General features: G+C 62.0%; 17 protein-coding genes and 3 rRNA genes. 19 read left to right on the plus strand and 1 reads right to left on the minus strand.

Features of this window, described 5'->3' with window-relative positions; genetic code table 11:
- Window positions 1-127 precede the first annotated feature (127 nt).
- The 4 genes from CCONF_RS05700 (at window position 128) to tyrS (ending at window position 4463) form a co-directional block, all read left to right on the plus strand.
- Window positions 128-1651, plus strand: a complete 1524-nt coding sequence (locus tag CCONF_RS05700) for an amino acid permease (protein WP_435384092.1) — start codon at window positions 128-130, stop codon at window positions 1649-1651.
- A 93-nt stretch (window positions 1652-1744) separates the two neighbouring features.
- Entirely contained in the window at window positions 1745-2773 is a 1029-nt protein-coding gene (ocd, locus tag CCONF_RS05705) for an ornithine cyclodeaminase (RefSeq protein ID WP_290226133.1), read from the plus strand.
- A gap of 190 nt (window positions 2774-2963) precedes the next feature.
- The gene (locus CCONF_RS05710; protein ID WP_290226135.1) at window positions 2964-3137 is read left to right on the plus strand and encodes a Trm112 family protein; all 174 of its coding nucleotides are present in this window, start codon (window positions 2964-2966) and stop codon (window positions 3135-3137) included.
- 66 nt (window positions 3138-3203) lie between these two features.
- Entirely contained in the window at window positions 3204-4463 is a 1260-nt protein-coding gene (gene tyrS, locus CCONF_RS05715) for a tyrosine--tRNA ligase (RefSeq protein ID WP_290226137.1), read from the plus strand.
- Window positions 4464-4681: 218 nt separating this feature from the next.
- On the opposite strand, the gene CCONF_RS05720 is transcribed toward tyrS, so the two are convergent.
- A complete protein-coding gene (locus CCONF_RS05720) occupies window positions 4682-4858 on the minus strand; it encodes a hypothetical protein (protein ID WP_290226139.1) in 177 nt (58 codons plus the stop codon).
- Window positions 4859-4975: 117 nt separating this feature from the next.
- On the opposite strand from CCONF_RS05720, the gene CCONF_RS05725 reads away from it, so the two are divergent.
- From CCONF_RS05725 to CCONF_RS05795, 15 genes are all read left to right on the plus strand, one after another.
- Window positions 4976-6493, plus strand: a 16S ribosomal RNA gene (locus tag CCONF_RS05725).
- Window positions 6494-6928: 435 nt separating this feature from the next.
- Window positions 6929-10014 (plus strand): 23S ribosomal RNA (locus tag CCONF_RS05730).
- A 123-nt stretch (window positions 10015-10137) separates the two neighbouring features.
- Window positions 10138-10256 (plus strand): 5S ribosomal RNA (gene rrf, locus CCONF_RS05735).
- Together the 16S, 23S and 5S rRNA genes form the textbook arrangement of a ribosomal RNA operon.
- A 217-nt stretch (window positions 10257-10473) precedes the next feature.
- Window positions 10474-11388, plus strand: a complete 915-nt coding sequence (locus CCONF_RS05740; protein WP_353959518.1) for a hypothetical protein — start codon at window positions 10474-10476, stop codon at window positions 11386-11388.
- Entirely contained in the window at window positions 11389-12375 is a 987-nt protein-coding gene (locus CCONF_RS05745) for an HAD-IIA family hydrolase (protein WP_290226142.1), read from the plus strand.
- Entirely contained in the window at window positions 12375-12542 is a 168-nt protein-coding gene (locus tag CCONF_RS05750) for a hypothetical protein (protein ID WP_290226144.1), read from the plus strand. The genes CCONF_RS05745 and CCONF_RS05750 overlap by 1 nt, the downstream gene beginning before the upstream one ends.
- Window positions 12542-13357, plus strand: coding sequence for a TlyA family RNA methyltransferase (locus tag CCONF_RS05755; RefSeq protein WP_290226146.1), 816 nt, complete (start codon window positions 12542-12544; stop codon window positions 13355-13357). The genes CCONF_RS05750 and CCONF_RS05755 overlap by 1 nt, the downstream gene beginning before the upstream one ends.
- Before the next feature lie 14 nt (window positions 13358-13371).
- Entirely contained in the window at window positions 13372-14259 is an 888-nt protein-coding gene (locus CCONF_RS05760; RefSeq protein ID WP_435384099.1) for an NAD kinase, read from the plus strand.
- Window positions 14260-14291: 32 nt separating this feature from the next.
- Window positions 14292-16028, plus strand: a complete 1737-nt coding sequence (gene recN / locus CCONF_RS05765) for a DNA repair protein RecN (RefSeq protein WP_290226150.1) — start codon at window positions 14292-14294, stop codon at window positions 16026-16028.
- A gap of 26 nt (window positions 16029-16054) precedes the next feature.
- The gene (gene steA, locus CCONF_RS05770; RefSeq protein ID WP_290226152.1) at window positions 16055-17248 is read left to right on the plus strand and encodes a putative cytokinetic ring protein SteA; all 1194 of its coding nucleotides are present in this window, start codon (window positions 16055-16057) and stop codon (window positions 17246-17248) included.
- Window positions 17245-18177, plus strand: a complete 933-nt coding sequence (locus tag CCONF_RS05775) for a copper transporter (RefSeq protein WP_290226154.1) — start codon at window positions 17245-17247, stop codon at window positions 18175-18177. Before steA ends, CCONF_RS05775 begins: the two co-directional genes overlap by 4 nt.
- Window positions 18178-18192: 15 nt before the next feature.
- Window positions 18193-18831: an NUDIX domain-containing protein gene (locus CCONF_RS05780; RefSeq protein WP_290226157.1), complete on the plus strand. Its 639-nt coding sequence runs from the start codon at window positions 18193-18195 to the stop codon at window positions 18829-18831.
- A 10-nt stretch (window positions 18832-18841) separates the two neighbouring features.
- Complete coding sequence (gene xerD / locus CCONF_RS05785; RefSeq protein WP_290226159.1) at window positions 18842-19771, plus strand: site-specific tyrosine recombinase XerD; 930 nt, start codon at window positions 18842-18844, stop codon at window positions 19769-19771.
- Between the two features lie 138 nt (window positions 19772-19909).
- Window positions 19910-20797, plus strand: a complete 888-nt coding sequence (locus tag CCONF_RS05790; protein ID WP_290226161.1) for a ParA family protein — start codon at window positions 19910-19912, stop codon at window positions 20795-20797.
- A complete protein-coding gene (locus CCONF_RS05795; protein WP_290226163.1) occupies window positions 20790-21632 on the plus strand; it encodes a segregation and condensation protein A in 843 nt (280 codons plus the stop codon). The genes CCONF_RS05790 and CCONF_RS05795 overlap by 8 nt, the downstream gene beginning before the upstream one ends.
- Window positions 21633-21657 lie beyond the last annotated feature (25 nt).

The raw sequence follows: 21657 nt of genomic DNA on the forward strand, positions 1-21657 counted from the left end.
GGATAGTCTGGGAAAAGAGACTTGAGTAGATGCTGCCAGTCACACCTTCCAAAAGTGTGTACTACGATTCACTCGAGCGGATGTGATCCGTGCTACTTAATCGTGGACAGATTTAGAAAGCCAACCTATGACAACCAATCCAACGGGCTCCGAGTCAGCCCCCCACGAGGCAGAACGCAACGTCTATGCCTCCGAGGACCATGGCTTGCAACAGGGGATGGGTAACCGCCAGCTCCAGATGATTGCCATCGGTTCCGCCATCGGTACCGGCCTCTTGCTGGGTACCGGTTCGCGCCTCGAGCAGGCCGGCCCCTCCCTGGCCGTGCTCTACCTCATCTGCGGTATGTTCGGCTACGTCATCCTGCGCTCGCTCGGCGAGCTCATCGTCTACCGCCCGAGCTCCGGCTCGTTCGTGTCTTATGCCCGTGAGTTCTACGGGGAGAAGACTGCGTTCGTGACCGGCTGGCTCTATTGGGGCAACTGGGCTATGACCTTGGTTGCCGACGCCACGGCCGTGGCCCTCTATATCAAGTGGTTCTCGCAGTACACCCACTGGATCGAGGACATCCCGCAGTGGGTGCTGGCACTGCTGGTCATCGGCGGCATCCTGCTGTTCAACATGATGTCGGTCAAGATTTTTGGCGAGCTCGAGTACTGGTTCTCCATGATCAAGGTCGTTGCGCTGCTCATCTTCATGCTGGTGGCGATCGGCGTGGTCATCTTCGGCCACCCGAGCGGCGACCCGACTGGCTTCAGCCTGATTTCTGATGCCGGTGGCTGGCTGCCGAACGGCTTCATCCCGGCCATCATCGTCATCCAGGGCGTGGTCTTCGCCTACGCCGGCATTGAGCTGGTCGGTACCACCAGTGGCGAGACCAAGGACGTCGAGAAGCACATCCCACGCGCGGTCAACAACGTCCTGATCCGCATCCTGGTCTTCTACTTCGGCTCCGTGCTGCTGCTGACCCTGGTCCTGCCGTACACCGAATACATCGCGAACGTCTCGCCGTTCGTGACCTTCTTCGAGTCCCTGGGCATCGCGGTTGCGGCCCCAATCTTCCAGCTGGTGGTCATAACCGCGGCGATCTCCTCACTGAACGCCGGCCTGTACTCGACCGGCCGCATCATGTACAACATGTCGACCGCTGGCTCCGGCCCGAAGTTCGGCGCCCGGATGTCCAAGTCGGGTGTGCCCTACGGCGGCATCGTCATGGCAGCCTTCGTGGGCCTGGCGGGCGTGTTCCTGAACTTCATCGTCCCGGAGGCGGCCTTCGAAATCGTGCTGAACCTGGCGGCGCTGGGCACGCTGGCATCGTGGGCAGCAATCGCCCTGGCACACCTGAAGTTCGTGCGCCTGTCCAAGAGCGGACGCTACACGCGGCCGGGATACCGCTCGCCCTTCGGCGCGGTCGGGGACTGGGCCACCCTGATCTTCATCGGCGTGGTCATCGTCCTGATGGCCTTCGACTACCCGATCGGCACCTACGCTCTGGGCGCCTCCATCCTGCTCATCCCGATCTTCATGGTGATGTGGTTCGCCTGGCGCGACCGCATCCGGGCCATCGCGGATGAGCGCCGCGCCAAGCACCTGCCGACGTCCAGCTTCCCGGCTGCCCCGCAGACGGACTTGCGCCCGCGCAACCAAAAGTAGGTAGGCTCTCTAACGGTTAGAACTGAGCGTTGGGATACAGGCCGGCGCTCAGTGGAACGGCATCGTTTATTACGAAAGGAAGATTTAGAAACAATGGTCAAATTCGTCGACGTAGAGAACATGGCGCGCTGGATTCAGCGCGACGGCGTGGAAAACATCATCACCGGCATGGTCGAGTACCTCGAGAACGACTACCGCCGCTGGGAGCGCTTCGACAAGATTCCGCGCGTGGCCTCCCACACCCCGTTCGGCGTTATCGAGCTCATGCCGACCTCGGACGGCGAGGAGTACTCCTTCAAGTTCGTCAACGGCCACCCGTCCAACCCGGCCCGCGGCTTCCAGACCGTGACCGCCTTCGGTGTTCTCGCCGATGTGGACAATGGTTACCCGACCTTCGAGGCAGAGATGACGCTGCTGACCGCGCTGCGCACGGCTGCGACCTCCGCGATGGTGGCCAAGTACCTGGCCCGCAAGGACTCCAAGCGCATGGCCATGGTGGGCGCCGGTTCCCAGTCCGAGTTCCAAGCCCTCGGCTTCCGCGGTGTGCTGGGCATCGAGGACATCACCATCTACGACATCGACCCAGACGCCGTGGAGAAGTTCAAGCGCAACCTGGAGCCGCTCGGTTTCAACATCACCGCCTGCAACAGCGTCGATGAGGCCGTGCTGGGCGCCGACATCATCACCACCTGCACCGCGGACAAGGCCCAGAACCAGATTCTGGCCGAGCGCCACGTCGCCCCGGGCGTGCACCTCAACGCCGTCGGCGGCGACTGCCCGGGCAAGACCGAGCTGGAGGCCTCCATCCTGGACAAGTCCAAGGTCTTCGTTGAGTTCCCGGAGCAGACCCGCATCGAGGGCGAAATCCAGCAGATGCCGGAGGACTTCCCCGTAACGGAGTTCTACCAGGTCCTGACGGGCCAGGCGACCGGCCGCGATGACGACGAGCAGATTACGCTCTTCGACGATGTGGGATTCGCCATCAACGACTTCTCCGCGCTGCGCTACCTCCGCGACGCGGTCAAGGGCACCGACCTGGAAACTGACATCGACATCATCGCCAACCCGGACGATCCGAAGGATCTGTTCTCCCTCGTGGCGAACGTTCCCTCCCTGATCTAGCCCGCTGCGCACGCGCCTAAAGCTTGCGCGCGCTAGGCTTCGCCCCGCCTCCCCGCGGTTTCGCACCGCTGGGGAAGCGGGGCTTTGTCGCGTCCGAGGGCGCCACCAGCAAACCGCAGCGGAGGATTCGCCGCCAAAAAAGGCGGGGCCAAGCCCGCAGGGTGGAAGCGCAACGGGTACTATGAGGGCCATGAGTTGTGACCCCGCCCTCCTAGACATCTTGGTTTGTCCGCAGGATAAAGGCCCGTTGGAGTATATCGAGGACCAGCAGGTCCTAGTAAACAACCGCTTGGGGATCGCCTATCCCATCGAAGACGGCATCCCAGTCATGCTGGCCGATGAGGCCAAGGAATGGCCGGCCTAGGCCCGGCTTCAGCGGCACCCCGAAACCAAAACTAAGAAGAGATCGACTAGAAGGACGACGATTTTCATGAATATCATCGATGAGTTGCAATGGCGCGGGCTGATCAACCAGTCCACGGATCTTGACGCCCTGCGCGAGGCCTGCGAGCAGCCCATCACCCTGTACTGCGGCTTCGACCCGACCGGCGACTCCTTGCACGCCGGCCACCTGGTCCCGATGATCATGCTGCGCCGCTTCCAAGAAGCCGGCCATCACCCGCTGGCTCTGGCTGGTGGCGCCACCGGCTTCATCGGCGATCCGCGCGACGTCGGCGAGCGTTCCATGCTCTCGGAGGACGTCATCGAAAAGAACCTCGAAGCAATCAAGGGCCAGCTGCGTCGCTTTGTCGATTTCGACGGCGAGAACGCCGCAACCCTGGTCAACAACGCTGACTGGACGATGAACATGTCGGTCATCGACTTCCTCCGCGACGTGGGCAAGAACTTCTCGCTGAACACAATGTTGGATCGCGACACCGTCAAGCGCCGCCTGGAGGCCGACGGCATTTCCTACACCGAGTTCTCCTACATGCTGCTGCAGTCGAACGACTACGTGCAACTGCGCCGCAATTACGACTGCGTCCTGCAGATCGGCGGCGGAGACCAGTGGGGCAACATCGTCTCCGGCGTGGACCTGAACCGCCGTGTTGACGGGGCCAAGGTGCACGGCCTGACCGTACCGCTGGTCACCGACGCCAGCGGTCAGAAGTTCGGCAAGTCCACCGGTGGCGGCAAGCTCTGGCTGGACGCGGAAAAGACCTCGCCGTACTCCTGGTACCAGTACTTCCTGAACGCCGGCGACTCCGTGGTTATCGACTACCTACGCTGGTTTACCTTCCTGCCCCAGGATGAGATCGCCGGTTACCAGGAGAAGGTAGAAACCGAGCCGTACAAGCGTGAGGCCCAGCGCCGGCTCGCCCAGGAGATGACCGACCTGGTCCACGGTAAGGAAGCCACTAAGTCCGTGGAGCTCGCCGCCCAGGCGCTGTTCGGAAAGGCCAGCCTGACGGAGCTGGACGAGGAGACCTTGCGCGGCGCTCTGTCCGAGACCGAGGTTGCTGAGATCGAGGCCGGCCAGCCGCGTACCATCGTGGACCTACTGGTTGCCAGCGGCTTAGCCGAATCGAAGGGCGCGGCCCGCCGCACCATTAAGGAGGGCGGCGCCTACGTCAACAACGAGCGAGTCGAAGACTCCGAATGGGAACCGTCCGACAGCGATCTGTTGCACGGAGCATGGTTGGTCCTGCGACGCGGCAAGAAGAACTTCGCCGGCGCCAAGTTCGTCTAAAACTTCGGCTACGCAGTTACCGGTCCGCCACAAGTTAACCCGTCACCACTTGGTGGCGGGTGTTTGCCTGCCTAGCAGGGGATTTGTGGAAAATTGAAGGGGTGTGTAAATTGGTCCGAGTCGCCGCGAGAGCAGGTGACGGGGAGTTAAACTCCAGGTTGACTTTGGTTTAAAAGTTGGTCTAAGATTTAAATCCCAGTTACAAAGCACGAACTACGCTAGACAATAGCGCGGAACGGCTTTGCAACAGTGATGTTTGAGAACTCAATAGTGTGCCAATGTACTTTTTGCATTTGTGTGGATGGTTGTGTTGGTGTGTGCCGGATGGCGCTTTCAGTTGGGGTGTCATTGAAATATAATTGTTTCTTTCTGGCTGCATTGATGTGATTGTTCATGTTTTGTGAATTTTTCATTTTTTCTTTGTAGTAATTCTTTTTTGGTCAGTATGCAGCGCATGGTTTGTGTGTTGTGTGTTGGTTTTGTTTGTTAGGTTTGGGCTTTTCACGAGCCTTTTTGTGGAGAGTTTGATCCTGGCTCAGGACGAACGCTGGCGGCGTGCTTAACACATGCAAGTCGAACGGAAAGGCTTCAGCTTGCTGGAGTACTCGAGTGGCGAACGGGTGAGTAACACGTGGGTGATCTGCCCTGCACTTCGGGATAAGCCTGGGAAACTGGGTCTAATACCGGATAGGACCGCACTTTGGTGTGTGTGGTGGAAAGTTTTTTCGGTGTAGGATGAGCCCGCGGCCTATCAGCTTGTTGGTGGGGTAATGGCCTACCAAGGCGGCGACGGGTAGCCGGCCTGAGAGGGTGGACGGCCACATTGGGACTGAGATACGGCCCAGACTCCTACGGGAGGCAGCAGTGGGGAATATTGCACAATGGGCGGAAGCCTGATGCAGCGACGCCGCGTGGGGGATGACGGCCTTCGGGTTGTAAACTCCTTTCGCCAGGGACGAAGCGTTTTGTGACGGTACCTGGATAAGAAGCACCGGCTAACTACGTGCCAGCAGCCGCGGTAATACGTAGGGTGCGAGCGTTGTCCGGAATTACTGGGCGTAAAGAGCTCGTAGGTGGTTTGTCGCGTCGTCTGTGAAATTCCGGGGCTTAACTCCGGGCGTGCAGGCGATACGGGCAGGCTTGAGTACTGTAGGGGTAACTGGAATTCCTGGTGTAGCGGTGAAATGCGCAGATATCAGGAGGAACACCGATGGCGAAGGCAGGTTACTGGGCAGTTACTGACGCTGAGGAGCGAAAGCATGGGTAGCGAACAGGATTAGATACCCTGGTAGTCCATGCCGTAAACGGTGGGCGCTAGGTGTGAGACCCTTCCACGGGTTTTGTGCCGTAGCTAACGCATTAAGCGCCCCGCCTGGGGAGTACGGCCGCAAGGCTAAAACTCAAAGGAATTGACGGGGGCCCGCACAAGCGGCGGAGCATGTGGATTAATTCGATGCAACGCGAAGAACCTTACCTGGGCTTGACATATTTAGGTTCGCGGCAGAGATGTCGTTTCCCTTTGTGGCCTTTATACAGGTGGTGCATGGTTGTCGTCAGCTCGTGTCGTGAGATGTTGGGTTAAGTCCCGCAACGAGCGCAACCCTTGTCTTATGTTGCCAGCATTTGGTTGGGGACTCATGAGAGACTGCCGGGGTTAACTCGGAGGAAGGTGGGGATGACGTCAAATCATCATGCCCCTTATGTCCAGGGCTTCACACATGCTACAATGGTCAATACAATGCGTTGCGACACTGTGAGGTGGAGCTAATCGCTTAAAGTTGGCCTTAGTTCGGATTGGGGTCTGCAACTCGACCCCATGAAGTCGGAGTCGCTAGTAATCGCAGATCAGCAATGCTGCGGTGAATACGTTCCCGGGCCTTGTACACACCGCCCGTCACGTCATGAAAGTTGGTAACACCCGAAGCCGGTGGCCCAAACGTGTTAGGGAGCCGTCGAAGGTGGGATCGGCGATTGGGACGAAGTCGTAACAAGGTAGCCGTACCGGAAGGTGCGGCTGGATCACCTCCTTTCTAAGGAGTTTTCATTTATTGGCCCACGGTTGTGGGTGTTGGTGGCTGATGTGTCTGTGTATGGCACTGTCATCATTTGTTTAATCGGGTGGACGCATGCCCCCAGTGAATGAGGCTGGGTGCAATCATTCTTTTTCGCAAATGCTTATATTCCATGTGTTGGTTTGTTTTGGGTATGTTGGTGCATTGTTGGGTGTCTGGGGCATTAGTGTTGTCCTGGTGCTAACACACGACTAGCAGTTGGCCATGGTGTGGTTGGTTGTGGTGTGTGTTGGGTGTTGTGTGAGAACTGTATAGTGGACGCGAGCATGTACTGCATGTGAGCAACTGTTGTGGTTGTTTGTGTGTGGTGTGATGTGATTTCTTGTTTTTCTTAATTTTTGTGTGTTCACCCGCCATGAGGGCAGTCTTTGTGGGCTGTGTTTGTGGTGGTGTGTGTTCGTTGTGTGAAGGGCGCATGGTGGATGCCTTGGTATTGTGTGCCGATGAAGGACGTGTCAGGCTGCGTTAAGCCTCGGGGAGTTGTCAAGTAAGCGTTGATCCGAGGATGTCCGAATGGGGAAACCTGCCACTCGTTGTGGGGTGGTACCTGCCCATGAATTCATAGTGGGTGTGGGGGTTACGCGGGGAAGTGAAACATCTCAGTACCCGTAGGAGAGGAAAATAATAATGATTCTGCTAGTAGCGGCGAGCGAACGTGGATGAGGCTAAACCGTGTGTGTGTGATACTTGGTAGGGGTTGCGCATGCGGTGTTGTGGGGTTTCAACGTTGAAGTGTCTACCAGTGCTTCGTTGTGGTGTGTGTGTTAGCTGAATTGGCTTGGAATGGTCAACCGGAGTAGGTGAGAGTCCTGTAGGTGAAGGCATACTTGTCATGATTGTTGTTGTCCCCGAGTAGCAACGGGCTCGTGGAATCTGTTGTGAATCTGCCGGGACCACCCGGTAAGCCTAAATACGTGCAATAACCGATAGTGTATTGAGTACCGTGAGGGAATGGTGAAAAGTACCCCGGGAGGGGAGTGAAATAGTTCCTGAAACCATGTGCTTACAATCCGTCAGAGCACTTGTTTGTGTGTGATGGCGTGCCTTTTGAAGAATGAGCCTGCGAGTCAGCGGCATGTCGCGAGGTTAACCCGTGTGGGGTAGCCGTAGGGAAACCGAATCCTAATGGGGTGTTGTCAGTGGCATGTCCTGGACCCGAAGCGGGGTGATCTACCCATGGCCAGTGTGAAGCAGCTGTAAGAGGTTGTGGAGGCGCGAACCCACGTAGGTTGAAAACTGCGGGGATGAGTTGTGGGTAGGGGTGAAAGGCCAATCAAACTCCGTGATAGCTGGTTCTCCCCGAAATGCATTTAGGTGCAGCGTTACGTTTTTTAAGCCTAGTGGAGGTAGAGCTACTGGTTGGTTGAGCGGGACTACAATCTTAGCAACATCAGCCAAACTCCGAATGCCGCTAGTGTGTGCGTGGCAGTGAGACTGTGGGGGATAAGCTTCATAGTCGAGAGGGAAACAGCCCAGATCGCCGGTTAAGGCCCCTAAGGGTATGCTAAGTGGAAAAGGATGTGGGATCGCGAAGACAGCCAGGAGGTTGGCTTAGAAGCAGCCATCCTTGAAAGAGTGCGTAATAGCTCACTGGTCGAGTGGTTCTGCGCCGACAATGTAGTGGGGCTCAAGCATACCGCCGAAGCCGCGGCAACAATGTTTTGTTGGGTAGGGGAGCGTCGTGCACGTGTGGAAGCAGTATCGTAAGGCGCTGTGGAGTGTGTGCGAGTGAGAATGCAGGCATGAGTAACGAATTGGTAGGTGAGAATCCTACCCGCCGGATGACTAAGGGTTCCTGGGTCAAGTTCGTCTTCCCAGGGTGAGTCGGGACCTAAGGCGAGGCCGACAGGCGTAGTCGATGGATAACCAGTTGATATTCTGGTACCCGTATATCCGCGCCCAATGGTAAAGCAGTGATACTAACCACCCATATCGCCATGTACTCGCCCTTTCGAGGGCATTGTCGTGGTTGATATGCGTGGGGCCTGAACTGTGGTCCAAGCGATGGGGTGACACAGGTTGGTAGCCATGCCACTTATTGGATTGTTGGTGTAAGCGTGCAGACTGTGGTGTAGGTTAAATCCGCACCATGTATGGTCGAGGCGTGATGCGTAGCCCGTGAGGGTGAAGTTGGTGATCCTGTACTGTCGAGAAAAGCCTCTAGTGAGTGGGTGTACGGCCCGTACCCTAAACCGACACAGGTAGTCAGGTTGAGTATACTAAGGCGTTCGGGTGAACTGTGGTTAAGGAATTCGGCAAAATGCCCCCGTAACTTCGGGAGAAGGGGGGCCACTGCTGGTGCCATACTCTTTGCGGTGTGTGTGCTGGTGGTGGTCGCAGAGAATAGAGGGGTCCGACTGTTTATCAAAAACACAGGTCCATGCGAAGACGTGAAGTTGATGTATATGGACTGACGCCTGCCCGGTGCTGGAAGGTTAAGAGGACCTGTTAGGAACCTTTGGTTCCGAAGCGGAGAATTTAAGCCCCAGTAAACGGCGGTGGTAACTATAACCATCCTAAGGTAGCGAAATTCCTTGTCGGGTAAGTTCCGACCTGCACGAATGGCGTAACGAGACCTCTGCTGTCTCAACCACAGGCCCGGTGAAATTGCATTACGAGTAAAGATGCTCGTTACGCGCGGCAGGACGAAAAGACCCCGGGACCTTCACTATAGCTTGGTATTGGTATTTACTATCGTTTGTGTAGGATAGGTGGGAGACTGTGAAGCTATCACGCTAGTGGTGGTGGAGTCGTTGGTGAAATACCACTCTGATGGTAGTGAATGCCTGAACCTTGGCCCATGATCTGGGTTGGGGACAGTGCCTGGTGGGTAGTTTAACTGGGGCGGTTGCCTCCCAAAATGTAACGGAGGCGCCCAAAGGTTCCCTCAGCCTGGTTGGCAATCAGGTGGTGAGTGTAAGTGCACAAGGGAGCTTGACTGTGAGAGTGACGGCTCGAGCAGGGACGAAAGTCGGGACTAGTGATCCGGCACCTACTTGTGGATGTGGTGTCGCTCAACGGATAAAAGGTACCCCGGGGATAACAGGCTGATCTTCCCCAAGAGTCCATATCGACGGGATGGTTTGGCACCTCGATGTCGGCTCGTCGCATCCTGGGGCTGGAGTAGGTCCCAAGGGTTGGGCTGTTCGCCCATTAAAGCGGCACGCGAGCTGGGTTCAGAACGTCGTGAGACAGTTCGGTCTCTATCCGCCGCGCGCGTTGAAACTTGAAGAAGGCTGTCCCTAGTACGAGAGGACCGGGACGGACGTACCTCTAGTGTGCCAGTTGTCACGCCAGTGGCAGGGCTGGTTGGCTACGTACGGGAGGGATAACCGCTGAAAGCATCTAAGCGGGAAGCCTGTTTTAAGATGAGGTTTCATTATTAGGCCCCCGGAAGACTACCGGGTTGATAGGCCAGACCTGGGCGCATCGTAAGATGTGGAGGCTACTGGTACTAATCGGCCAAACAACCAACACCACACAAACTATTGTGTGGAACAAAACAAAACACAAGATATCGTCACTTTGTCGTGTTCGCGTCCACTATGCAGTATCTGACACAACACCCCGGACCAGACACCACATGTGTGTCCCGGATGTTTGTCGGTGGTCAATAGCGGCAGGGAAACGCCCGGACCCATTCCGAACCCGGAAGCTAAGCCTGCGTCGCGCCGATGGTACTGCAACCGGGAGGTTGTGGGAGAGTAGGTTACCGCCGACACCAAACGAAAGAATAACTTAATAAGTAGTAGCGCTCGGTAGGGCAGTCACCCGATGACTGTCTTACCGAGCGCTTTAGCATGCTCGCATCAGGCTTGCTGGTTTCTAGACCACGTGCTGTTAGTTCATGCCGGGTGGGGGTTCTTAACTGAGCTGCCGGGCCTAGTAGAATGGGCGGGTATTAGTTTGCTGTCGCGATGGTAGAAATGGATTTAGGTATGTCAGACAACGAAGGTGGCCGTAAGTCTTTTGATTCCGCCGGCGGAGAGCGTCGCGGCGGTGGCCACAAGGGTGGTCGCAAGCCCTACGGGAAGCGCTCGGAAGGCTCCCGGGATGAACGTCGTCGCAACGGCGGCAATCGGGGCGGGCGCAAGCCGGCCCACAAGGGTCGCGGGGGCAAGTCCAATTCCCAGCAGCGCCGTAATCACCCCCAGCGCAGTGGCTTCCGCGAGGAGCGTTTGAACCAGCGCATGGCCGACCCGGATCTGCCGAACGATATCGACGTGCGGGACCTCGACCCGATGGTTCTGCAGGACCTGAAGGTGCTGTCCAAGGACAACGCCGAGGCCGTCGCCAAGCATATGATCATGGCAGCTACTTGGATGGATGACGATCCGCAACTGGCCCTGCGCCACGCCCGGGCGGCGAAGAACCGCGCGGGACGGGTCTCCGTGGTGCGGGAGGTCAACGGCATCGCCGCCTACCGCGCCCAGGAGTGGAAGGAAGGCCTGTCGGAGCTGCGCGCCGCGCGGCGGATTTCGGGCGGCCCGGGGCTTATGGCGGTGATGGCGGACTGCGAGCGCGGTCTGGGCAAGCCGGAGAAGGCCCTGGAACTGGCGAGGGAGCCGGAGGCAAAGGAACTCGACGACGAGTCCCGGATCGAGCTAGCTATCGTCCTAGCCGGCGCTCGCCAGGATCTGGGGCAGAACGAATCCGCCGTGGTGACCTTGTCCCGGCTCAACCCGAACAGGGACGACCGCGGGATTAGCGCCTGCCGTTTGTCCTACGCCTACGCCAACGCGCTGGATCTGGCCGGGCGCAAGGACGAGGCCAAGGACTGGTTCCAGCACACCGTCGCCATTGATGAGGGCGAATGGACCGATGCCGCCGAGCGCGTAAAGGAACTTGGGTAGATGGCGTCCCTGTTGGAGTCCCACGACTCTTTGCTGCTTGACCTAGACGGCACTGTATGGGAGGGCGACCGGCCCATTGGTGCCAGTGTGGACATCATCAACGCCTGCGGTCTGCCGTGCGTGTATATCACCAACAACGCCTCCCGCAGCCCCGGTGCCGTCGTGGACAAGCTGGTCGGCATGGGAATCAAGGCCGATCCGGAGCACGTATTGACCTCGGCCCAGGCCTGCCTGAGCCTGGCCAGTGAGGAGCTTCCCGCCGGTGCGACCGTTCTCGTCGTCGGCGCGGAGTCTTTCCGGCAGCTCGCCCGTCAGGCGGGCTTTAACGTCGTCACCAGTGCGGACGATGGCCCGCAGGCAGTTCTCCAGGGCTTCGACCCCGCAATCGGATGGGCGGAGCTGACCGAGGCGGCTTTGGCTATCCGCAACGGGGCGAAGTTCTATGCCTCCAACCTGGATACCTCCCTGCCTATGGAACGCGGCCTGGCCGTGGGCAACGGCTCCTTGGTCGCCGCGGTATCCACAGCAACCGGCGTACAGCCGGCCTCCGCCGGCAAGCCTGCCGCGGCCATGTTTACCCAGGCCGTCCAGGAGATTGGCTCGCAGGCGCCGCTGGCGGTGGGAGATCGCTTGGACACCGACATCCAGGGCGGCAACGCCGCCGGGGTTGATACCTTCCACGTTCTGACCGGGGTCTCCGGACCGCTGGCTCTCATCGAAGCCGAAGAAGACCAGCGCCCGACCTTTATCGGCGAGTCTTTGCAGGATATCAACCTGGCGGAAGCCGAGCTGCGACCTGGCGCCCAGGGCGGCTTTCACGCCCGCGTCGACGGCGAAGACATTATCTTGAGCGCGGGTGACCCGGGTGCGACCCCGGTGCAGGCGTTGCGGACCGTGCTCGAGGTGGCCTGGGCCATGCCGCACCCGCCGCGGTATGTGCGCCCGGCCTCCGACGTCGCCGACCAGGCCACAGGGGCGTGGTGGTGATGGCCCGTCCGATCCCGCACGATCCGCGGCAGACCCAGGTCAGCCCGGAGGACGTGGACTCAAAGATCGCGGAGATCTTCAACGAACCGGCTGGGGACCTGCCGGAGGAAGTCGACCAACTCAACAACGCCCACGAGGTCCTGCGTGCGGCGCTGCAGGAGAACTGATGCCACCAGCACGCAGGAGGCTGGACGCGGAGCTCGTCCGGCGGAAAATCGCGCGTTCTCGGGAGCAGGCCGTCGAGATGATCAAGGGCGGCCGGGTCTTCGTCAACGGCTTCAAGGCGGCCAAGCCGGCCACTATTGTGGAACCGGAGGCCTCCATCCGGGTCGAACACGCCCCTGAGGATGACTGGGCCTCGCGCGGCGCCCACAAACTGCTGGGCGCGCTGGAAGCCTTTGATGTCTCATTGGAAGGCAAACGCGTGCTCGACGCCGGGGCATCGACGGGCGGGTTCACCGATGTCTGCCTCCGCAACGGCGCCCGGGAAGTACTCTCCGTCGATGTGGGCTACGGCCAGTTGCTCTGGCGTCTGCAAAACGATCCGCGCGTGAGGGTCTTCGACCGGACGAACATCCGGCACCTGGACCTGGATACCATCGGCGAGCCGGCCGACGCCATGGTCGGAGACCTGTCCTTTATTTCCCTGAAGCTGGTTCTGCCGGCTATCGTGTCCTGCCTGCGGCCCGGCGCTTTTTTGCTGCCCATGGTCAAGCCCCAGTTCGAGGTTGGCAAGGACCGCCTGGGGCCGGGCGGGGTGGTGCGCTCGCCGGAGCTGCGCGCCGAAGTCACGGCCGACATCGCGCTTTTCTCCCAGGAGCTGGGCTTAAGCTGCCGCGGGGTATGTGCCTCGCCGCTGCCGGGGCCGAGCGGGAACGTGGAATACTTCCTGCATCTGGTCGCCGATGAGGCGAAGACCCAACCGGGGCGGGCAGAATTGGAGTCAGTGATCGGCAAGGCAATCAAGGAGGGGCCGCAGTGAGTCAGGAGAATTCGGTGACACAGCAGCGGGAAATCCTGTTGGTTCCCCACGCCGGCCGCAGCACCAACCTGGCGGCCACGGACCGGGCGGCGCAGTTGCTGGACGAGGCCGGCATCGTCGTGCGCGTATGCGCCCCGGCCGAGATCCTGCCCGACTTCCCGCACGTCCAGCACACCGCCGCGGCAGCTGAAGGCTGCGAGCTGGTGCTGGTCCTGGGCGGGGACGGGACCTTCCTGCGCGCGGCGGACATGGCACGCGCCGTGGACGTGCCGGTCCTGGGGATCAACTTGGGTCACGTCGGTTTCCTGGCCGAATGGGAGGCCGAATCCCTGGACAAGGCCATCGAACGGGTGGTTGCCCGCCACTACCGCATCGAAGACCGGATGACCATCGACGTCACGGTCACCGGCCCCGACGATGAACTGATCGGCCGCAGCTGGGCCCTCAACGAGGTCAGCATGGAAAACCTGAACCGTTCCGGGGTCTTAGACGCCATCCTGGAGGTCGACGCCCGCCCGGTCATGGGCTTCGGCTGCGACGGCGTTCTGATTTCCACGCCTACCGGTTCGACCGCCTACGCCTTTTCTGCTGGTGGCCCAGTGCTGTGGCCGGAGCTCGATGCCATCCTGGTGGTGCCGAACAACGCCCACGCACTGTTTACCAAGCCGCTGGTCGTTTCCCCGAAGTCGACCGTGGCCGTCGAATCCGCCTCCGAAACGTCGGCAGCGTTGGTTAACATGGACGGGTTCCGCGAGATCGCCATGCCACCCGGCTCCCGCGTCGAGGTCGTCCGCGGCGAGCGTCCGGTGCGCTGGGTCCGGCTTGACGATCACCCGTTCACGGACCGCCTGGTGTCCAAGTTGCGCCTTCCCGTCGAGGGCTGGCGGGGACCGCAACGCTAAACGCCCCCCACGTAAAGGAGTCAGTGATAGGCGTGCTAACCGATATCACCATCGAAGATCTGGGTGTTATCCATAAGTCGAGCGCCGAGCTCGCCGATGGCCTGACAGTGCTTACCGGTGAGACCGGTGCCGGTAAGACCATGGTGGTCACCGGCCTGCGCCTGCTGGCCGGCGCCCGCGCGGACGCCTCCCGGGTGCGCAGCGGCGCGAAGAAGGCGGTCGTGGAAGGCACCTTTGCTACCTCCTCCCAGCGCGCGGCCGAGATCGTCGAGGAATCCGGCGGGCAGCCCGACGATAACGGCGAGTTCATCACCACCCGTACCGTGTGGGCGGTCGGCCGCTCCAAGGCCCACCTGGGCGGGCGGGCCGTTCCGGCCGCCACCCTGGCCGAGTTCACCGGCGAGGTGCTAACTATCCACGGGCAAAACGATCAGCTGCGCCTGCTCGCCCCAGAGCAGCAGCTAGCGGCGCTCGATCGTTCGGACGAGGCGTTGCCCGGCCTGCGCGAGGCCTATACCGAAAAGTTCACCGCCTGGCGCAAGTTGGCCCGGGAACTCAAGCGCAAGACCGAATCCCGCCGGGAGCTGGCCCAGGAGGTTGACCGCCTGCAGTTCGCCGTCGACGAGATTGACAAGGTTAGCCCGGCGGAGGGGGAAGATGCCGAGCTGGTCGAGCAGATCCGGCGCCTGCAGGACGTCGACGCCCTGCAGGACGCGGCCACCACGGCGTTGGCTGGCATCGACGGCCCAGAGGGCATCGAGGGTGCGGACGGCGCCGCGGCCGGCGACGGCTACGCCGAGCAGGAGGCCGCCTCCACGCAGTTGGGTGCCGCCGCGACGGCGCTGGCTGCCAGCTCGGATTCTCAGCTGCAGGCGCTGGGAAAGAGGATGCAGGAGATCACCGCCCAGCTGGCGGATATCTCCGGCGAGCTGGGGTTATTCCTTGGCCAGTTGCCGGCCGACCCCAACCTGTTGGAAAAGTCACTGGTCCGCCAGCAGGAGCTCAAACAACTCACCCGCAAATACGCGCCGGATATCCAGGGGGTAATCGCCTGGCGGGACGAGGCCGTCGCCAAGCTGGGCACGATGGATGTCTCCAGCGAGGCGCTTGAGGAGCTGAAGAAGGACGTCGCCGCCGCGGAAAAGGAGATGATCGCCGCGGCGGAGGTTCTGACCCGGGAGCGCACGCGGGCGGCAGGGGAGTTGGCGGAGGCCGTCACCCAGGAGCTGCGCGGGCTGGCGATGCCCAAGGCGCGCATCGAGGTAGCAGTCCGGCCGGCGAAGTACTCGCGCACCGGCGCGGACGAGGTGGAACTGGCGATGGCGCCCAACGACGCCGCCGACGCCCGCCCTCTGGCCAGCTCGGCTTCCGGCGGTGAGCTCTCGCGCGTGATGCTCGCCCTCGAGGTGATCCTCTCCGCGGATAACGAGGGCGGCACGATGGTCTTCGACGAGGTGGACGCCGGGGTGGGCGGACGCGCGGCCGTCGAGATCGGCCGCCGCCTGGCCAAGCTCGCCCGCAACCACCAGGTTATCGTGGTCACCCACCTGCCGCAGGTAGCCGCCTACGCGGACTCCCACCTGCACGTGGCCAAGGAGGTCTCCGACGAGACCGTGACCTCGGGGGTGACCAACCTGGACCGGCAGGAGCGCATTGAGGAACTCGCGCGGATGCTGGCCGGCCTCGACGACACGGCCACCGGTCGGGCCCACGCAGCGGAATTATTCGATAAGGCCCAAGCGGAAGTCGCATCTTTCCGCGCGCCTTGACCACTTTTGCCCCGGGACAGGGAACAATGCCACACATGAGTTTGTTTTCCCGCAACGACGACCTGCCGGGGCTGCACGGCGCATTGCGCGATTGCACCCCGGGCGGCAAAGGCATGAAGAAGTTCCATGCCGGTGATATTGCCGTCATTAGTGCCGCAGATATCTCCCGCCAGGAAGCCCAGGCCTTGTTGGATATTTCCCCTGCTGCCGTAATCAATCTCAACAAGTTCACCACGGGCGCCATCCCGAATTATGGCCCGCACATGCTGCTCGACGCCGAGGTCGTTCTCCTCGAGGACCTAGGCGAGGCCTTCATGTCGGAGTTCCGCGACGGTAAGAAGGCGCGGATCACCGACGATGGGACGGTCTACCTCGGCAGCAAGGCGATCGGCACGGGCAAGCTCGTCGAGCGCGCCGCCGCCGAGGACGAGTTCTCCAACGCCCAGCGCGGCCTCATCGACCACATGGAAGCCTACTTCGGCAACTCCATCGAGTTCATCCACTCCGAGGGCCCGCTGCTCATCGACGGCCTCGGCGTTCCGGACGCGGGATCCGAAATGCAGGGCCGGAAGGTCGTCGTGGTCTCGGACACTGAGGGCCACCGCGGCAAGGTCAAGGACCTGCACAACTTCATCCGCGAGTACGAGCCGTACCTGATCGGCGTGGATGCGGCCGCCGACACCCTGGTGGAGCTCGGCTACAAGCCGGATCTCATCGTGGGCAACCCGGCGGGTATTGCCGCCGAGACGCTGCGCTCCGGCGCGCGTGTGATCCTGCCGGCCGAGCCGGACGGCACGGCCGAGGGCCTAGAGCGCATCCAGGACCTGGGTATTGGCGCGATGACCTTCCCGGCGGCCACCCAGTCCGCGACGGACCTGGCGCTGCTGCTGGCCGACTACCACGACGCACAGATGATCGTGCAGGTCGGCAACTCCGTGGATCTGGATGATGTCTTCGCCGACCGCCCGCACGCCACGCCGGCGGCACTCCTGTCGCGGGTCAAAGCGGGAACCCGCGTGGTGGATGCGGACGCCATCATCAACCTCTATACGGTCAACCGCGGCGGCGGGAGCGCATGGCTGTGGGCTATCCTGGGCATCCTGGTCGCCCTGGCAGTCATCGTGCTGGTGGTCGGCCTCGGCGGCGACGCCGGCTTCACCGACAACCTCGTCGACACCTGGAATAACCTGGCGCTGACTGTCCAAGGGTGGTTCAAGTGAAAGGCTCTGGCGCAGTTCCCGGCGGCGTCATCGCCGGGCTTGGTTTCGGCGTAGCCGCCGGCGTTGCCCTGGGCGCACTGGTGTTGGCCCCGTCCATGGATACCTCCCAGGCCGGTGGCGGCAACAACCACAGCAGCGACTACGAGAAGGCCGTCCAGGATAAGGAGATCGCTCGCGCCCAAGCCAATTCTTCTGACTCGGTTGTGCGGGAATTTAGCTCCGAGACCGTGAGCGAGACCCTGAGCGATCGCCCGGTGCTGGTCATCAGCACTCCGGACGCCTCCGACGGCGATCTGCGCGGCCTGCAGTCCCTGCTGCACAGCGCCGGCGCGCCGAAGGCCGGCCACCTCAAGCTGACCGAAGACTTCTTCACCCAGGACAAGGCCGACGAGCTCAAGTCCATTGTGGCCAACACCCTGCCCGCCGGGGCGGAGCTGAGCGAGGACAAGATCTCGCCTGGTACACACGCTGGACAGGCGTTAGGTGCAGCCATGCTCATGGACCCGGAAGACGCGCAGCCGCTGGCCAGCGTCGACGACCGCGCCCAGCTCTTGCAGGCGCTGCGCAAGGCCGGCTTCATCGATTACGAGGACGGCACCATGCGCTCGGCGCAGGCGATCCTGCTGGTTACCGGCTCGGAGAAGGAAGGCTACTCCACGGAGACGTTGGGCACCTTCGCCGAGGCGCTCGAGGAGGTGGGCGGTAACACCGTCGTGGCCGGCCGCGTGGAGCAGGCCGCCCCGGACGGCGTGATCGGCTCGCTGCGCGGTTCCGACTCGCAGGTCTCCACCGTGGACTCGGTGGACCGCTCCTTCGCCCGGATGGCGGCGGTCCTGGCGATCGCCGAGCAGCTCGATGGCGGACACGGCGCTTATGGCTCCGCGGCCTCGGCGGAAGCCGCCGCGCCGGCCAAGCCCGAATCCAACTAGCACGAGAGGGGTACCGTGGCCCACGAATTTACAACGCTCGATTCTGAGCTCCTCCTGGATGCTCCGATCATCGCCGTCCGCAAGGACTTGGTCTCCATGCCGGATGACCACCACGCCTACCGCGAGGTCGTCGAGCACATGGGCGCGGTCGCCATCGTGGCACTCAACGATCAAGGCCAGGTAGCGCTCATCCGGCAGTACCGCCATTCGGTGGGGCAGCGGCTGTGGGAGATCCCCGCCGGGCTGCTCGACGTCAAGGACGAGCCCGCCTTTGACGGCGCCCAGCGGGAGCTGCAGGAAGAAGCCGGCCTCGCCGCCGACGACTGGGCGGTCCTGGCCGACATCGTGACCTCTCCCGGTTTCTGCGAGGAGGCCAGCCGGATCTACCTGGCCCAGAACCTGCGCGAGGTGGAACAGCTGGATGCGGTGGGCGACGAGGAGGCGGACATGGAACGCGCCTGGTTCGACCTGGGGGAGGCCGTCGACATGGTCTTTTCCGGCCAGGTGGTCAACTCCATCGCGGTTGCCGGCATCCTCGCGGCCTTCGCCTACCAGCAGGGCGGGCGTACCCTGCGCGGGGTCGATGCCCCCTTTGAGCTGCGTCCGACTTCGATCGCGGCGCGCCGGCCCGGCCCCGATCTCAAGAAGCTGTGAGCCAACAGCGGTGAATGATCACCACAGCCCATTGCGCGAGGTGGCGGATACCTGGCTCAACCACCTGGCCGTCGAGCGCGGCGCCGCGGGCAATACGCTGAGTAACTACCGACGGGACGTCAACCGTTACCTGGAATGGCTGGAGCAGGCCGGAGTTAGTGATCTTCGGGAGGTGACCACCAGCCAGGTCGAGGCCTATATGGCGGATCTCCGCCGCGGCTATGCCGGGCACAAGCCGCTGGCCGCCTCCTCGGCCAACCGCGCGCTCGTCGTGGCCCGTGGGCTGCACAAATTCGCGGTGACCGAGGGGGAGGTGGCCGTCGACGTGGCCGCGGAGGTCTCGCCACCTGCGACGGGAACCCACCTTCCCGCGACCCTGTCCGTCGACGAGGTCGCCGCTCTCATCGATGCCGTGCCCCAGGGTCCGGAGGCCACCGCGCTGGATCTGCGCGACCGCGCGCTGCTGGAGATGCTCTACGGCACCGGCGCGCGCATCTCGGAGCTCGTGCGCGTGGACGTGGATGAGGTCTCCGGTGACGAAGGCATCCTCAAGCTCGAGGGCAAGGGCGGCAAACAGCGCCTAGTGCCGGTCGGCTCGATGGCCCAGGCCGCCGTAGACGCCTACCTGGTGCGCGGGCGCTCGGCTCTGAGCCGCGGACTAAGCCCGGCGGTGTTCTTGAACACCCGCGGCAAGCGCCTGTCGCGCCAATCCGCGTGGGCGGTTATCCAACAGGCCGTGGGGCGGGCCGGGCTGACCAAAAAGATCTCACCGCATACCCTGCGCCATTCCTTTGCCACGCACCTGTTGGAGGGCGGCGCGGACGTGCGCACCGTGCAAGAGCTGCTGGGGCATTCCTCGGTGACGACGACGCAGATCTATACCCACGTCAGCGCGGATTCCCTCCGCGAGGTGTGGCGGACGGCCCACCCGCGCGCGTAAAATCAACCAAATAGCCTTGACTGTGACGGTTGGGTGTCGCCGCGTTACGGTCTAAGGGTAATGTGTTAATTACAAGCGTGTAATTGCTAGTTGCGGTACCGGCGTTGCGTGGCGCGCTAGCTAGTCAAGGAAGCAGGTGTGACTGTGAGCGACGATGGTCTGTTCGATGCCTCTAAGGTCGAAGTGGGCTTGACGGGCCGGCCGGTTCGTGAGCTGCCCGAGCCCGCACCCCTTGAATCCCATGGGCCCGCGACCATCATCTCCATGTGCAACCAGAAGGGCGGGGTCGGCAAGACCACCTCGACCATCAACATGGGGGCGTGCCTCGCGGAGCTCGGCCGCCGTGTGCTCCTCGTGGACCTAGACCCACAGGGCGCGCTCTCGGCGGGGCTGGGGCTTACCCACGACGAGATTGAAGACACGATCTACGACGTGATGCTGGACAGCCAGATCTCCATTCACTCCGCCATCAAGCACACGGCCGTCGACGGCCTGGACCTGGTGCCCGCGAACATCGACCTGTCCGCGGCGGAGATCCAGTTGGTCAACGAGGTCGGCCGCGAGCACACCTTGGCCCGGGCGCTGCGCCCGGTCCGCCGCGACTATGATTTCATCATCATCGACTGCCAGCCCTCGCTGGGCCTGCTGACCGTCAACGCTCTGGCCTGCTCCCAAGGTGTCATCATCCCGATGGAGTGCGAGTTCTTCTCCCTGCGCGGACTGGCCCTGCTGACGGACACCGTGGAGAAGGTTTCCGACCGCATTAACTTCGACCTGGAGATCCTGGGCATCCTGGTGACCATGTTCGACCGCCGCACCAAGCACGCCCGTGAGGTCATGTCGCGGGTGGTCGAGTACTTCGGCGACAAGGTCTTCGATACGGTCATCACGCGCACCGTCCGCTTCCCGGAGACCTCCGTGGCCGGCGAGCCGATCACCACCTGGGCGCCGAGCTCGCAGGCGGCCTCGCAGTACCACAACTTGGCGCTCGAGGTCATTGAGCGCACCAGCCCGTCGCGTGGCTAAGAACGAAGCCGCGGTAGCCGAGGCGCCGGCGGGGGAGCCGGTTCAGCCCGAAATCACCGGCTTCCGGATCGCGCTGGATAACTTCGAGGGCCCCTTTGACCTGCTCTTGCAGCTCATCCAGTCCAAAAAGATGGAGGTCACCGACCTCGCGCTGTCTGAGGTGACCGACGAATTCGTCGAATACACCCGCGCCCTTGGGGTGGACGCCGACTTAGACGAGACCACGGAATTCCTCGTCGTCGCCGCCACGCTGTTGGATCTCAAGGCCGCGCGCCTGCTCCCGCGTGGGGAGGTCGATGACTTGGAAGACCTAGAGCTCCTCGAATCCCGGGATCTGCTTTTCGCGCGCCTTTTGCAGTACAAGGCCTACAAGCAGGTCGCGGACCAGTTCGCGGAGTGGCAGCGCCACGCGCAGCGGCGCTACCCGCGGGCGGTCAGCATGGAAGAGCGTTTCGCGGATCTGTTGCCCCCGGTTCGGCTCGGCCACAGCCCGGCTAGCTTTGCGGAGCTGGCCGCCGGCGTTTTCCGGCCGAAGCCGCCGGAGGAAGTGGGCATCGGGCACGTGCACCAGGTGGCCGTGTCCGTCCCAGAGCAGGCCGGCAAGATCATGGACACGCTCAAGTTGCTCGGCCAGGCCCGGTGGATGAGTTTTTCGTCCCTCACCCGGGACTGCACGGTATCCATGCAGGTGGTCGGCCGGTTCCTGGCGCTGCTCGAGCTGTATAAGGCCAAGGCCGTCGACACCGAGCAACCGGAGTCACTCGGTCCGCTCTCGGTGAGCTGGACCGGGCTAGACGTAGACCCCGCCGTGGTTGCCGCGGCCAACTGGGACTAGGCGGCAACAACAGCGGGGTATTAGG

Origin of the sequence: Corynebacterium confusum (assembly GCF_030408715.1) — a bacterium.
Taxonomy (GTDB): domain Bacteria; phylum Actinomycetota; class Actinomycetes; order Mycobacteriales; family Mycobacteriaceae; genus Corynebacterium; species Corynebacterium confusum.

What these genes read in the sequence shown, in the direction of transcription:
- CCONF_RS05700 (WP_435384092.1), top strand. Translation starts at nt 128, where the DNA reads ATGACAACCAATCCAACGGGCTCCGAGTCAGCCCCCCACGAGGCAGAA.
- ocd (WP_290226133.1), top strand. Translation starts at nt 1,745, where the DNA reads ATGGTCAAATTCGTCGACGTAGAGAACATGGCGCGCTGGATTCAGCGC.
- CCONF_RS05710 (WP_290226135.1), top strand. Translation starts at nt 2,964, where the DNA reads ATGAGTTGTGACCCCGCCCTCCTAGACATCTTGGTTTGTCCGCAGGAT.
- tyrS (WP_290226137.1), top strand. Translation starts at nt 3,204, where the DNA reads ATGAATATCATCGATGAGTTGCAATGGCGCGGGCTGATCAACCAGTCC.
- CCONF_RS05720 (WP_290226139.1), bottom strand. Translation starts at nt 4,858, where the DNA reads ATGAACAATCACATCAATGCAGCCAGAAAGAAACAATTATATTTCAAT.
- CCONF_RS05740 (WP_353959518.1), top strand. Translation starts at nt 10,474, where the DNA reads ATGTCAGACAACGAAGGTGGCCGTAAGTCTTTTGATTCCGCCGGCGGA.
- CCONF_RS05745 (WP_290226142.1), top strand. Translation starts at nt 11,389, where the DNA reads ATGGCGTCCCTGTTGGAGTCCCACGACTCTTTGCTGCTTGACCTAGAC.
- CCONF_RS05750 (WP_290226144.1), top strand. Translation starts at nt 12,375, where the DNA reads ATGGCCCGTCCGATCCCGCACGATCCGCGGCAGACCCAGGTCAGCCCG.
- CCONF_RS05755 (WP_290226146.1), top strand. Translation starts at nt 12,542, where the DNA reads ATGCCACCAGCACGCAGGAGGCTGGACGCGGAGCTCGTCCGGCGGAAA.
- steA (WP_290226152.1), top strand. Translation starts at nt 16,055, where the DNA reads ATGCCACACATGAGTTTGTTTTCCCGCAACGACGACCTGCCGGGGCTG.